This window comes from uncultured Kushneria sp., from assembly GCF_947497025.1.
Taxonomy (GTDB): domain Bacteria; phylum Pseudomonadota; class Gammaproteobacteria; order Pseudomonadales; family Halomonadaceae; genus Kushneria.
In genome coordinates, this window is the sequence record NZ_CANMFC010000001.1 from 550,445 (window position 1) to 562,760 (window position 12,316).

General features: G+C 60.1%; 15 protein-coding genes and 1 tRNA gene. 5 read left to right on the plus strand and 11 right to left on the minus strand.

The annotated features are described in order from the left end of the window. Positions 1-70 precede the first annotated feature (70 nt). From Q0931_RS02520 to Q0931_RS02560, 10 genes are all read right to left on the minus strand, one after another. Positions 71-1,846 (minus strand): DUF927 domain-containing protein, encoded by a 1,776-nt coding sequence (locus Q0931_RS02520; protein ID WP_299256935.1) that lies wholly within the window; start codon positions 1,844-1,846, stop codon positions 71-73. Continuing rightward, complete coding sequence (locus tag Q0931_RS02525) at positions 1,843-2,946, minus strand: toprim domain-containing protein (RefSeq protein WP_299256937.1); 1,104 nt, start codon at positions 2,944-2,946, stop codon at positions 1,843-1,845. Before Q0931_RS02525 ends, Q0931_RS02520 begins: the two co-directional genes overlap by 4 nt. Then, positions 2,939-3,232 carry a hypothetical protein gene (locus Q0931_RS02530; protein ID WP_299256939.1) on the minus strand — a complete coding sequence of 98 codons (294 nt, stop codon included), beginning with the start codon at positions 3,230-3,232 and terminating at the stop codon, positions 2,939-2,941. The genes Q0931_RS02525 and Q0931_RS02530 overlap by 8 nt, the downstream gene beginning before the upstream one ends. After that, positions 3,225-3,479, minus strand: a complete 255-nt coding sequence (locus Q0931_RS02535) for a hypothetical protein (protein ID WP_299256941.1) — start codon at positions 3,477-3,479, stop codon at positions 3,225-3,227. Before Q0931_RS02535 ends, Q0931_RS02530 begins: the two co-directional genes overlap by 8 nt. Before the next feature lie 454 nt (positions 3,480-3,933). Beyond that, on the minus strand, positions 3,934-4,188 hold the full coding sequence (locus Q0931_RS02540) for a hypothetical protein (RefSeq protein ID WP_299256943.1): 255 nt from the start codon (positions 4,186-4,188) through the stop codon (positions 3,934-3,936). Beyond that, entirely contained in the window at positions 4,185-4,466 is a 282-nt protein-coding gene (locus Q0931_RS02545) for an AlpA family transcriptional regulator (RefSeq protein WP_299256945.1), read from the minus strand. Before Q0931_RS02545 ends, Q0931_RS02540 begins: the two co-directional genes overlap by 4 nt. Before the next feature lie 709 nt (positions 4,467-5,175). Beyond that, positions 5,176-5,430, minus strand: a complete 255-nt coding sequence (locus Q0931_RS02550; RefSeq protein WP_299256947.1) for a MafI family immunity protein — start codon at positions 5,428-5,430, stop codon at positions 5,176-5,178. 130 nt (positions 5,431-5,560) lie between these two features. Then, positions 5,561-6,052: an ogr/Delta-like zinc finger family protein gene (locus Q0931_RS16705; protein ID WP_366941559.1), complete on the minus strand. Its 492-nt coding sequence runs from the start codon at positions 6,050-6,052 to the stop codon at positions 5,561-5,563. Positions 6,053-6,063: 11 nt separating this feature from the next. Next, positions 6,064-7,248 carry an integrase arm-type DNA-binding domain-containing protein gene (locus Q0931_RS02555; RefSeq protein WP_299256949.1) on the minus strand — a complete coding sequence of 395 codons (1,185 nt, stop codon included), beginning with the start codon at positions 7,246-7,248 and terminating at the stop codon, positions 6,064-6,066. Positions 7,249-7,413: 165 nt separating this feature from the next. Continuing rightward, a tRNA-Arg gene (locus tag Q0931_RS02560) sits at positions 7,414-7,490 on the minus strand. 74 nt (positions 7,491-7,564) lie between these two features. Between Q0931_RS02560 and Q0931_RS02565 the strand changes: the two genes are divergently transcribed. Together Q0931_RS02565 and Q0931_RS02570 are read left to right on the plus strand one after the other, a co-directional pair. After that, a complete protein-coding gene (locus Q0931_RS02565; RefSeq protein WP_299256951.1) occupies positions 7,565-8,335 on the plus strand; it encodes a methyltransferase domain-containing protein in 771 nt (256 codons plus the stop codon). A gap of 112 nt (positions 8,336-8,447) precedes the next feature. Continuing rightward, entirely contained in the window at positions 8,448-9,422 is a 975-nt protein-coding gene (locus Q0931_RS02570; protein ID WP_299256953.1) for a class I SAM-dependent methyltransferase, read from the plus strand. A 37-nt stretch (positions 9,423-9,459) separates the two neighbouring features. On the opposite strand, the gene greB is transcribed toward Q0931_RS02570, so the two are convergent. Next, positions 9,460-9,993: a transcription elongation factor GreB gene (gene greB / locus Q0931_RS02575; protein ID WP_299256955.1), complete on the minus strand. Its 534-nt coding sequence runs from the start codon at positions 9,991-9,993 to the stop codon at positions 9,460-9,462. 217 nt (positions 9,994-10,210) lie between these two features. Here greB and Q0931_RS02580 point away from each other — a divergent pair, with 217 nt between their 5' ends. The 3 genes from Q0931_RS02580 to Q0931_RS02590 all read left to right on the plus strand — a co-directional run bounded on the left by Q0931_RS02580 (position 10,211) and on the right by Q0931_RS02590 (position 12,136). After that, a complete protein-coding gene (locus Q0931_RS02580; RefSeq protein ID WP_299256957.1) occupies positions 10,211-10,840 on the plus strand; it encodes an NUDIX domain-containing protein in 630 nt (209 codons plus the stop codon). Positions 10,841-10,844: 4 nt separating this feature from the next. Next, a complete protein-coding gene (locus Q0931_RS02585) occupies positions 10,845-11,294 on the plus strand; it encodes a DUF1249 domain-containing protein (RefSeq protein WP_299256960.1) in 450 nt (149 codons plus the stop codon). A gap of 104 nt (positions 11,295-11,398) precedes the next feature. Next, positions 11,399-12,136, plus strand: coding sequence for a metallophosphoesterase (locus tag Q0931_RS02590; RefSeq protein WP_299256962.1), 738 nt, complete (start codon positions 11,399-11,401; stop codon positions 12,134-12,136). Positions 12,137-12,316: the final 180 nt, after the last annotated feature.

Sequence of the window (12,316 nt, forward strand, 5' to 3'; positions counted from 1 at the left end):
CGTCTCCATGTGGTGGATGAGGGGACAGCCCTGGGGCCGCCCCGGTTTGCGGGGGTGAAGGTGAGCCGGTTCACTGGACGCCGCCCACGGGTTCCAGTTTGTCGGGATCGATGACAAAGAAGCGGGCACTGCCGCCGCCGGGCAGGCGGTAGTTCTTCTGTTTGCGCCCTTCATCCATGCGAGCCAGCACGTCATGTATGCCCAGGGTGCGAAGGATGCGGTCGCGGCTGTAGCCCGGAACGGCTTCAACCAGTGCGGCGCGGTTGAACAGGTAGAGCCGCTGGCCGTTGTCGATCTCGTAATAGCCGGCGCGGCTATTCACATGGGCGGCCATCTGGGCGTTGACGTCCGAGAAGCGGCTGTCGCCATGCAGGGCAATGAAGTCGGCCAGCGCGGTGAGGATTTGCCGATCTTCGGCGTTGCCGTCGCCGATGGTGGCCAGCCATTCCATGAACAGCAGCCGGCAGGCCTGAATGGCGGTTTCCGGTGGCCACGGCAGGATTCCCCATTCACTGGCCAGCTCCCCGGCCAGTGCCATGACCGCAAAGCGATCCGCGACGCGCCCGGCCTGCGAGCTGGTGACGTTGAAGCGTTTGCGGATCTCACCAAAGCGCCACGGCAGGCCGTTGGCGGTTTCCTCATCGATCAGGTGTTCCACCAGTGCCGGCCCGGCATGGCCGTAGTGTTTGGCCACGGCGCCGGTGAGGGTGCGGTGGAAGGTTTCGCCATCCATACCGTGCACATCATCAAAGGCGCGGTATTTCCGGGTGCCGGCGTTGATGTCCACCATGCGCAGTTCGGCGCCGGCGTGTGCCGTGCTGCCGCCCATGGCCGCGTGATCGGAGAGCGAACGTTCGCCGCTGGAAAGGGCCAGCAGACGCCAGTAGTTTTTCGGGCGTCCCTCGCGCTCGCGGGTCATGGTGCCCTTGCCGGTGCCGTTGGCAATCGCGTAGGCGTGGCCCTGTATCTGCTTCGGGCTGGCCCGGCTCATCTCGTCGTTGATCATCACCGTGTCATTGCGCGAGGACGCCTCGATCTCGACGCCCCCGCCGGACATGTCCCACGACACCTTGAAGCGATCCGGTGGCCCCCAGACAGTCGCGGCCACGTCCTGTGCCAGTGACTTGCCGCTGGAGGAATCACCCACCAGATGAATGCCGCCGCCGTTGACGCCTACCTTTTTCAAAAGCGGGCCGGCCAGTGCGCAGCAGACCGACAGGATCAGCACCGGGTTGCCCAGGCATGGGGTGGCCACGTCCGTCTGCCACTCGACAAGCGTGCCTTTCGTGTCGAAGATCTTCGCCTCGCGCCCCGAACTCTGGAACCGTACCCGGGTGCTGCCGATGATCCGCTCGGGCAGCACGAAGGCGCCGCTGCGCTCATGCCAGCCGGGCCGCGTGGTGGTTTCGAGCACCACATCGGGGGTGTGGTGGCTGGCCACGAACGCCGGAATGTACTTGCGGTGGTGGTAATCGACGATCAGCCCCTGTCGCATCAGCGGCTTCAATACGTCGTCACCCTTGCCGGCCAGTGCCTCCATGGGGATGACGTATTCCAGTTCGCGGCCCCGGTGATAAAAGCGCACCAGCCGCCCGATGCTGCCGTCGTCGCTGTCGATGGTCTCGGCCTCGATATACAGCGGCGAGCAGATCCACAGGTCGAACGGCTGGCCGGGTTCGTCCGGCGAGGTCTGCTTGATGCCGTGATACCAGGTGCCGGCACGGTAGAGTCGCCCGTCGATGTTCACCGGGCCGTCGTAGGTGGCAAAGCCGGGCCGGGTGATGCCTTCGCGCTCGGGCACGTTGGGGTTGCCCACCAGTGAGAGGTGCGGTTCCTGTTGGCTCATTGGGCACCCCCTGTCTGGCTGGTGCTTTTGCCCTTGCCGGTGTCTTTCTTCTGGCGAGCGTGGGGTTTACCGGCCTGCGCCCGATCACGTTTGCTTTCGGCCTCGATGCGCTGACGGTGCCAGCAGTACAGGTCGTTGAAGTCGGTAGCATCTTCCGGGGCGCCTTCCGGCCACTTGGGGTACAGCACCAGCGCGCCAGCGGCGACCGCGGCGTCATTCGCCATCTTTTTGCCCGGGTTGCCTTCGGTGTGCCGGTCGTCGCCGGCGATTACCAGTTCCAGCGAGCCGTTGAGCGCCCTTTTCATATAGAGCGCCACGGCTTCCAGATTGCCGGCGTTCATGGCGCACGCCACGGGGTCACCGGTCAGACGGTGCAGGGTGGCGCCGGTGGCCCAGCCCTCGCAGACGAACAGCCGCCCGCCGGGGATCAGGTCGCCGATCAGCGAGTAGGCGCCGGTCACCCGACCGCCTTTCAGGAAGCGCTTGCGCCCGTTGGGCATGATCCATTGCAGATTGACCAGCTCGCCATCAGCGTACAGCGGCACCATCAGCCAGCCACGCCCGGACTGGCGCAGGTTATAAACCGGCAGCCGTTTGGCGATCAGGTAGGGATGGTGGGCACTGGCGCGCTTGGCGCTGTCCCAGTAGCGCTTGGCGCGTTCGGCGGCGGCCTCGCGGTTGCGGGCCTGCTCCTGTTCCATGGCCTTTTGGCGGGTATCAAACGCCTCGATGGCCGCTTGATCCAGTACCGGCGAGGACGCGAGGGGAACGCCATTTCTTGCAGTGCGAAAGACGCCCAATCCCAGCCGCGCATCGATCTCCATGGCAGCATCGACCTGCCGGCAGCCGCGCAGGTAACTCAGAAGGGACACCAGATCACTGCCCCGGGCGTCACGGTCGGCAAAGTCGTTCCACTTGCCGCTGGTCAGCGATACCCCAAAGGAGCCGGCGTGGCGATCACCCCGGACGGTATTGCGGGCCTGCCACTCGCTGCCCTGTCGCTTGCCTTCCGGCAGCCACTCGGAGAGCAGCAGCTCGGCGTATTCCAGCGCCGCCGCGCTGACACGGCGAATCTTCGAAAAGGTCTCGTGCTCAGCCATGGGCCACCTCCCGGCTGTGCGCGTGACCCACGGCATTCATCAGGTCGTCGGCGTCGTTGAGCAGCAGATAGGCGGCGTGAGCGATGCTGGACAGGTCGCGGCCATCGACGGCACCGCCCTTGCTTTCACTGCCCAGGGTGGTAACGGTGAACAGCATGTCGCGGGCCGCAGAGAGTCGCAGGCCGGCGCAGTCGTACAGCTCTTCAAAGCTCGCCTTGCTGTCGATCAGCATGGCCGGGCGCTTGTGGGTCGGGTGAGCGGTCAGGGGGACGTATTGATCAGCCACGGGCCACCCCCTCACTGATCAGGTCATTCAGATCCGAGAGCAGGTCGGTGTAGTCGGCGGCAGAAATAACGCCCAGCGTGTGGGCCATGCGGGCCATGCCCACCAGTTCGGCAAACTGATCCAGACGGCGGTTCACACGCAGCTCGATCAGACGCGAGCCGATCAGGGCAATGGCTTTCTGGGAAGCGGGAATTTCAGTATGGGAATTTTGCGGACGTGCGGACGCACTAGAGGCATGAATAGCCATGGGACGGACTCCTTTGTGTGATTCGGAGTCGTCGCCAAACGTTCTCACGCGCTTGGAGACGACTGTGCACGGGGTGAGAAACCGGCCACAAAGGAAACCGGCCAGACCGAAGTCTGCCCATGCACAGCCGCCATAACAGCAGGTTGCGGGCACAAAAAAAGCGCCTGCAATGCTATTGGGGGCGCTACTGCGCCTTTGTGAACTCGGGTTCTCACGCCCGGTCGCAGATTTTGCTGCGACCCTTTCATCATAATCAGACCGGCCAGGACGTGGCAAGCCATGGCGGGACGATTTTGTCCCGGTGGCCGGTGCCGGATCTCGAAAAAAGTGCCCGGCAGCCCGTCGTGTCTCGATTTTTTCGCGTGTTGTGGGCACAAAGTCTCCCCAACCCCACCCGGTGACTACCGGGCAGCGGTGATATTCATTGGTTCAGAGGGTCAGGCGGTGGCGCGGCCTAGCAATCGGTCTCGATGCTGGGGCCCCGGTGCAGGTCGGTCAGCAGGTGACGATTCGCGGGGTGTTCGGCGTGATGGCCGGGTGTGGTGCTCGTCTTGTGCTGCGTGACCGACACAAAGCGCTCGCTGCCGCCGCGCACGATCTCGCGGCCAGGCAGGTTGACGGCGCCGGTCAGGGCCGAATCCATCGACTCCATGTCAGCCTCGGTAAAGTCGATGCTCTGATTGCCGATTTTCATGGTGAAGCGTTTCATGCGCGGGCCTCCGGTCGGGCAGTCATTTTCAGGGCGGTGTTGCGCTGGGCCAGTCGCTCGGCGATCCAGCCGTCGATCTCTTCTTCCAGCCAGGCGACGCTGTTGTCGCCAATCGGTACGGGTGCCGGAAAGGTGCCGTCGCTCACGCTCTTGTAAATCGATGAACGGCTTTTGCCGGTCTTGAGTTCCACTTCACGGCGGCGCAGCAGGCGGTTGCCCAGCTGGATGCGCTCGACGTGCCGGCAGGCGCTGGTGGTGGATGGTGTTGATGCCGTCATGGGCGTTTCCTGTCGTGGTTGATTCGAGCGGCGCAGGTGCCGCCGGGGACAGGATTAGCTTGCCAAGGGATGGCGGGGACTTCGAGCGGCGCCAGTTGTAAAACCCGAGTTTTACAACGAAATACAACATTCGTTGCCATCAGCGTATAAAAAAGCCGCTGCGGTCTGTCGACGGCAGCGGCCTGGATCAGTTCAGAACTAAAGCGTGGCCATGTCGCACGCTATGAGTTCCACTTGATGATGTTCTTTTGAGCCTGGAGTTAAAGATCAATGCCTAGCGATAGAATCGGTTTTTACCAGGAGGTCGAAATCTGCGCCGATGGCCAGTATCGAGGTTTGAAAGGAGCTGTCTTGGGGATCAGTGAGGAGGACGGAGTAATTTATGGCTATGCAGTGTCGATCCACGGGAAGAGTCATCTCGTATCTTTTGACAAGGATGACCTGAGACCCACCGGGGTTTATTTCACCCGGGATGACTTTTACTGATTAGTGAGGCGAAAGCCAGGTTCTGTCTGAAAAGTCGTGGCTGCTGCGCTATCTATAGTTTGCGGCGAAGGAGAAATAGTATCCGCGATCATGTGCCAGCACTGATATGAAGGCTCGTAACGGCCTGCCCTGGTGGTTTCCTATTTAGTGAACCATGCACGGATAAAATAACACCAACCGAGGATCAGTGTTTAAAAGAGCCAACGATGCACGTTGTAAAGAACTACGATTTTAAACCCTTTAGATGATTGAAGGGTCCCTCTTTCAAGTCAAATCCCATATCCAAGGCCAGTTGAATTGCCTCGCGATATTCCTCGTCGGTAATAGATACATCATATTCGCAAATATGGTCACACAGAATCTCAAAAGCCAGACTTTCTTCATTATATTCAACATAATCCAGCGCCCCTTGGAGTATCGTAAACTCAAGCCTTCCCCAGAATTTCTCTCCAAATTTGACAATGCGTTCAGCGTACATAAAGACCTATTTAACGGGGCTTACAAGGAGGGACAGGTGCACCGATCAGAAAGCTTGCAACAGCCTGCCATGATAGTCTTTTGTCCAAGGAACAGGGGCAGCTTAGCAGTCATGACTTTTCAGACAGAACCTAGAAAATCCCCGGGCGGTACCATCGGCTTGCATACCCGTAGAACGTCAGGTGATACGCGAGCGGAGGCAGGGCGGTGATTCGAACATCAGTGCTAAAGCGCTGGCCACAGTCAGGATTGAGGCAATCGAGATAGATTGTTTTGCGGTTTTTTAAAATGCGGCGGCTGGAGCGAATCCGTAGATCGCTATCACATTTCAAACAGGAGATACCCAACCCTTTAGGTTTTGGGTCCGGATGGTAACCATAGTTGCCTATCATGCGTCTGGGCCCAGAGCGTCGTCTCTCGTAATCGTCATGTGTTGACTGAGTACGAGGCGTCTTTAGGCTTCGATAGGTGCGGACCGGCTTTGTTTGCAATTCAGCTTTGACGCGTGCCCGGCAGTCCAGGCAATACATGAAAGCAACATCATGGCCGTGAGCAATCCAGCCTCGATATTTTATTAACATTATGCCGCTGCAGTTAGGGCATTTCTCGCCAAAGCTAAACATATTCAGAAAAACTATTTATTTGGGAAGACATGGGCAGCCCACGCCTGCATCATGGCCGGCCTTTGCTCGGCGGCCATGTGCTCAGCATGGGTATAGACGCCCTCGATGCCCGGCAGCTTGTGCGAGAGTTGCATCTCGATCCATTCACGCGGATAGCCCATCTCTTTTAGGCCAGTGGCCACTACATGGCGTGTACCATGCGGCACATGCCGGCCATCAAAGCCCATACGCTTTAGAGCCATGCCGAATGCGGCATCAGAAATAGGTTTCGTCGAATCGTTGCGCCCCGGGAACAGCAGCTTATACCGCCCGGTCAGCGCGTATAGTTCGTGCAGGATGGCGACAGCCTGAGAGGGGAGTGGGACCTGGTGGGGGCGATCCATCTTCATGCGCTCGGCGGGAATCTTCCAGACCTTGCCGACCAGATTGAACTCTTCCCAGCGGGCGTTGCGTAGCTCTCCAGGGCGTACTGCGGTCAGCAGCAATAACTGAAGTCCACAGCGTATCAGCGTGCTTTTGTCGTAAGCGTTGACCGCCTGCACCAGCTCTGGCAGCTCATGCTGTGAGATATGAGCAAAGCTCTGCTTCTTGTGGCGCAGTAGTGCACTGTTCAATTCGGCCAGAGGGTTGTAGGTGGCTCGTCCGGTAATGATGGCGTAGCGGTAGATCTCGCGGCAGAAGGTCAGGATCTTGCGGCGCTGTTCAAATTTACCGGCGGCTTCAAGCCGCTTGAGCAGATCGAGCCATTCAAGGGGTTTGATATCGTCGATGGCGCGCTGACCCACATAGGGAAAGACATGGGTTTCAAGCGCCGCCCAGCTTTGTGGGCCTCGTTTGGAGGTCGATTTCCAGCGGGGCAACATGGTGGTGTGCCACTCGCCGGCCAGCACGCGAAAGGTGTTTTCAGTGGCGTAGAGCTGTTCCCGTTTTTCCTGTTTACGCTGCTCAACGGGGTCGATGCCCTGAGCCACCAGGCGTCGTGCATCGGTGCGCTTTTCTCGTGCTTCGGCCAGAGAGACTTCGGGGTAATTGCCCAGGCTCATCATGTTGCGCTTGCCGTTTGGGCGTACATAGCGAAAGCGCCAGCCCTTGCTGCCGTTGGGTGAAATCCTGAGTTCGAGTCCCAATCCGTCCGAAAGCGCTATCGGTTTCTCACCCGGCTTGGTTTTTTCGATCTTTCTGACAGTTAGCGACATCGTGGTATATCGAGCATCTTCGAATCTGGAATATGCCTAGCTGTATACCATTTTTATACCGGATTCGGGAAGAACGCCTAGGACTGTCTGAGAGCGTGAAGCCGCTTAAATCAAGGCTTTGGGGCGGTTTTGAAGGCTTGGGGAGGACTGCTTGGGAAGGTGCGGTGGCGCCCCCAGCACGATTCGAACGTGCGACCTTCCCCTTAGGAGGGGGACGCTCTATCCAGCTGAGCTATGGGGGCGAAGCGGGCGCCATTATAGGGATTTCAAGCGTATAGTGAAACCCTGACGCATCAACGCCGCCAATCGAGCCCGCATGAAAGAACGCATTACCACGGATCGCCACTTCAACGGCATGGCCGAGAAGTTCGAACACGCCTTATACAATCACTCTCGCGGCCGGCTGCGCCTGGCGCTGTTGACCCGCGCCATTGAGGCCTCCATCCCGCTGACCGGACAGCCGCTGGTCGATGTCGGCGCCGGGCTGGGGCAGATGGCGCACTGGGCGGCAGAAAAGGGCCATCCGGTCACACTGCTGGAGCCGGCCGAGGAGATGCTCGCCGCCGCGCGCGCGCGTCTGGCAGGTCATGATGTCCGCTTTTATCAGCGCGATCTGCAAGGGCTGTGTGATGTGGCGCCCGGCCCGTGGTCGCTGATGTTCTGTCACGCGGTGCTCGAGTGGTTGATCGATCCCGAAGCGGCGGTTCATCGGCTGGCCGAGAAGCTGGCACCAGGCGGGTGGCTGTCACTGATGGTGTTCAATGAGGATGCGCTGCGCTTTTCCAATGTGGTGAAGGGCAACCTGCAAAAGGTGCTCGATGATCAGCTGGCCGGCTTTGGCAAGCGCAAGCGCCTGACGCCGATTTCCCCGCTACGCCATGACGAGGTGGTGCGCTGGCTGAATGAAGCCGGGCTGGAGGTTCGGGCCGTGACCGGCATCCGCGTGTTCCATGATTATCTGCGCGAGCGTGACCCGGATGAGGCCACGCTGGAAAGGCTTTTTGAGCTCGAGCATCGCTATTGCCGGCAGGAACCCTACTGGCGGCTGGGCCGCTATCTTCATTACAGCGTTTATCGTCCGAGCTGATATTCTTCACCTCATCGCAGGAGTGTTTCCGGGCTTGCTCGGGGATATACCGTTATCTTTACGGCCGTGTCACGGGACAGGCCAGCCATTATTTGAGTAGAGCAGGGGATTCATGAGTTTTTCCACGCCCATGGGGCAGTTACTGGACCGACAGTCACCCGCTATCAGGGAAGGTGAGTGGCTGATCGCCCCGCCGCTGGATGAAGGGCTTTTAAACGGCGCGAAACATCGGATCTGGAGTCTGGATCATCTGATTGCTGAGGTCTGGCGCAAGCATGGTCATGAGGTGGTCGAAGGGCTGACACCGCCGGAGGGGATGACGGCGGCGCTGCTGTTCTGGCCCAAGACGATGGATTTGGGTCGCTGGTGGCTGGATCAGCTCAATGCCCACTGCGATGTGGGCAGTACGCTGCGCATCGTCGGGGAGCATCATGGCGGCGGCAAGCGAGTGCCGGGCGAGCTGAAGGCGCGCGGCATGTCGCATCAGCGTCTCGATAATGCGCGGCGCTGCTCGCTGTATGAGGCCGCCACCATTCCCGGGGAGGCGGGTGATCACTGGTCCACGTTCGAAGCGCTGGATCTCACCCTGGTCAGCCATCCGGGCATCTTCGGGCACGGCCGTCTGGATGACGGCACCCGCATGCTGCTGGAGGTTCTGCCGGCTCAGGAAGGGCGCGTGCTGGATGCCGGCTGCGGTGATGGTGTCATCAGTGCCTGGCTGGCGCGGCAGGGCGCTGACGTGACGGCCGTGGACATCAACCATCTGGCGCTGGAAGCAACCCGGCGCACGCTTGACGCCAATGATTTAAAGGGCGAGGTGCTGCCCAGCAATATGCTGGAAGCCGTCGAAGGGCCCTTTGAGGCCATCATCAGCAACCCGGCCTTTCATCAGGAGCGCCACGTCTCGATCGACCCGGCCCGCAAGCTGATCGAGCAGGCCAGCAAGAAGCTCACGCCCAGGGGGGCGCTGTATATCGTGGCCAACAGCTTTTTGCCCTACATGTCCCTGATGAAAAAGCACTTCGGCCGGGTCGATGTGCTGAATGAGAGCAGCCGCTTCCGGGTTTATCGCTGTAGCCGGCGTTAAAGGTCGTGCTCCGGGCGCCGGGTGTTCTGGATCAGCATCAGCGCTCGGCGTAGGCGATGTCGGTAATGATATAGGTGGTTTCCCCACCCGGGGCGTCGACGGTGACTTCGGCGTCCAGCGGTTTGCCCAGCAGGGCACGCGCCAGCGGGGCGTCCACGCTGATCCAGTGTTTTTTGTTGTCGGTCTCGTCGGGACCAACAATGCGGATGCGCATCTCTTTGCCGTCATCATCTTCCAGCGTCACCCAGGCGCTGAAAAAGACCCGGTCGCGGTCGTCCGGCAGGCGGTCGACCACGGTCAGGGCGTCCAGCCGCTTTTGTAGATAGGCGATACGAGCGATGGTGCCGTTCAGCGCCTTCTTGTTGTAGGTATAGTCGGCGTTTTCACTGCGATCGCCCTGGGCGGCGGCTTCGCCGGTCTTGCGGGACTGCTCCGGTCGACGCACGCGCACCAGGTGATCCAGCAGGCTCTGCATCGAGGCATAGCCTTCCGGGGTGATCAGGTCGGTCTTTTTCTCCTGACGTGGATCCTTGGCGGGATCGCGCCAGCGAGTCATGTTGCGTCCTTTCATGCAGGCGATGGCCGTATGACAGTGGGGCAATTACCATAATCGTCTCGTATTGTGCTGCCAAGGCCGGCCGTCGGTGTGCGCTTGAAAGTTTCTGGCGCAGCGCCCATAAACATGCCAACACTGCCTTTATGGCCCGGCGCATTCCGTCTTCCCGTCACCCGAAGCTGTCTGCCATTTTTGTCCGGCGGCAGGGTTCATGTATTGCAAGGATAAGCCGATGACTTCTCAGGAGAGGGCGCCCCTGCCGCGCTTTGATGGCGCTGACGTCGAGCACATCGAAGACACGCCGCTGCATCGCGGGTTTTTCAACCTTGATCGGGTCGATGTGCGCTATCGCCAGTATCAGGGCGGCTGGAGCGAGACTGTCTCGCGCGAGGTGTTTCGTCATCATGACGCCGTGGGCGTGCTGTTGTATGACGTGGAACGGGACGCCGTCGTGCTGGTCGAACAGTTTCGCGCCGGCGCCATGGGGCGCGCATTCAGCCCCTGGCTGCTGGAGCCGGCCGCCGGCCTGATCGACTCGAGCGAGTCACCGGAGGAGGTGGCCCGCCGCGAGGTACACGAAGAAACCGGATGCCAGACCGAACAGCTGATGGAGATTCACCGCTATTTTCCCAGTCCCGGCGCCTGTGACGAGTACATCACGCTGTTCTGCGCACTGGTGGATTCGAGCAATGTGGGTGGCGTGCACGGGCTTGAAGAGGAGCACGAGGACATCATGGTGCGTGTGCTACCCTTCCGTGACGCCTGGGGAATGCTGGAAAACGGTACCATCAACAATGCCATGTTACTGATTGCGCTGTACTGGCTGGCTCGTGAGCGCCCGGCCCTCAGAGCAAGGAGTTAATCATTTGAGTAGACGAACCGCTTACGTTACCGATCTCAGGACGCTACAGGCCGAGTGTACGGCCAATTTCGTGCGTCTTGATCGGCTGCTGGGCGATACCGCCGCCGGCGAGCGGGTAGAGCTGCCGCTGGCAAGCCATACCGCGCGTTTTGGCACCCTGCATCTCGAGGTTGTCGAGCGTGCGCCCTACACCACGGTTGTGCGCGTTTTTCAAAGCGGCGTACTGGATGACATGATCGATGCGCCGCGCATGATGGTGCATCTGTATCACGACGTGCAGATGGCCGAGGTGACCGATTTTCAGCGCAAGCGTCACTTCGAGGGGCGCTACCGCTACCCCAACGCCCATATGCATCAGCCCGATGAGAAGCTGCAGCTCAACCGCTTTCTGGGCGAATGGCTGGAGCATGGTCTGGCCCACGGCCACGATACCCGCATTTTTGAAACGCCCTGAGTTCCACAGCGCCTGCTGAGGCAACCTCGTGTAAATCCTCGCCCTGCTGCGCCATCGTGTTGCGCTGATAACGTCGCCGGGAATACCCCTGTCAGGAGAAGGCCATGCTGATCATTCAGCTGTCGGACAGCCATTTAAAGGCAGACCCCGCCGGGGTATATCGAGACGTTGATGTGGAGGCGCGGCTGACGTCGATGCTGGCCGTGGTGGCCCGTCATCAGCCGGATCTGATCGTGGTCAGCGGTGATGTCAGTGATGACGGTTCATTGGCCTCCTATCAGCGCGCTGCCGGGCATCTCGATGCACTGGGCTGTCGCTGGGTGTGGTTACCCGGCAATCATGATCATCCGGCGACCATGGCCGAAGTGCGCGCGCTGGAGGCCGTCATTCATCTGGCGGGCTGGCAGATTCTTTTGCTCAACAGCTGGATCGACGGCGAAGAGGGCGGACGGCTGGGTGATGAACAGCTGGCGCGTCTCGAGGCGCAGCTGACCGGTGACGCGTCACCGGCGCTGATGGTGCTGCATCATCCACCGGTGAGCGTGGAAGCCGCCTGGATGAACGAGATTGGCCTGGAAGATCGCGAGGCCTTCTGGGCCGGACCTGGCCGATTTGATCATCTGCAGGCCGTGCTGTGTGGCCACATTCACCATGAGATGACCTGCCTGCATCATGGCGTGCCGGTCATGTCGGTGCCGGCCATGGCCGCGCAGTTTGTGCCCGATAGCCCCGATTTTGCCGTCGATAGCCACGCCCCGGGCGGCTTTCGTCTGATACATCTGGAAGTCGATGACGCCGGGCGGCCTCGTTTATCGACGCGGGTTGAATACGTTCCGGTTTGATAATCAGGGTGGCAGGAAGCATTTTCGACAGCTTTTATAGCTTAAACGTCTAAAGGAAGAAACGTTGATTCTTTGACGTTATGAAGGCGGCTCGCTAACGTGAGCGCATCTTTATTTGCTCGTGACGTTTTTATCGCGAGAACCCCCGTTTACAGCGTCATTGTCATCCGGCGATGGCGT

Coding starts and splice junctions, on each gene's coding strand:
- Q0931_RS02570 (WP_299256953.1), top strand. CDS start 8,448: ATGAGTTTTTCCACGCCCATGGGGCAGTTACTGGACCGACAGTCACCC.
- Q0931_RS02550 (WP_299256947.1), bottom strand. CDS start 5,430: ATGTACGCTGAACGCATTGTCAAATTTGGAGAGAAATTCTGGGGAAGG.
- Q0931_RS02555 (WP_299256949.1), bottom strand. CDS start 7,248: ATGTCGCTAACTGTCAGAAAGATCGAAAAAACCAAGCCGGGTGAGAAA.
- Q0931_RS02580 (WP_299256957.1), top strand. CDS start 10,211: ATGACTTCTCAGGAGAGGGCGCCCCTGCCGCGCTTTGATGGCGCTGAC.
- Q0931_RS16705 (WP_366941559.1), bottom strand. CDS start 6,052: ATGTTTAGCTTTGGCGAGAAATGCCCTAACTGCAGCGGCATAATGTTA.
- Q0931_RS02545 (WP_299256945.1), bottom strand. CDS start 4,466: ATGACGGCATCAACACCATCCACCACCAGCGCCTGCCGGCACGTCGAG.
- Q0931_RS02540 (WP_299256943.1), bottom strand. CDS start 4,188: ATGAAACGCTTCACCATGAAAATCGGCAATCAGAGCATCGACTTTACC.
- Q0931_RS02520 (WP_299256935.1), bottom strand. CDS start 1,846: ATGAGCCAACAGGAACCGCACCTCTCACTGGTGGGCAACCCCAACGTG.
- Q0931_RS02535 (WP_299256941.1), bottom strand. CDS start 3,479: ATGGCTATTCATGCCTCTAGTGCGTCCGCACGTCCGCAAAATTCCCAT.
- Q0931_RS02525 (WP_299256937.1), bottom strand. CDS start 2,946: ATGGCTGAGCACGAGACCTTTTCGAAGATTCGCCGTGTCAGCGCGGCG.
- greB (WP_299256955.1), bottom strand. CDS start 9,993: ATGAAAGGACGCAACATGACTCGCTGGCGCGATCCCGCCAAGGATCCA.
- Q0931_RS02590 (WP_299256962.1), top strand. CDS start 11,399: ATGCTGATCATTCAGCTGTCGGACAGCCATTTAAAGGCAGACCCCGCC.
- Q0931_RS02565 (WP_299256951.1), top strand. CDS start 7,565: ATGAAAGAACGCATTACCACGGATCGCCACTTCAACGGCATGGCCGAG.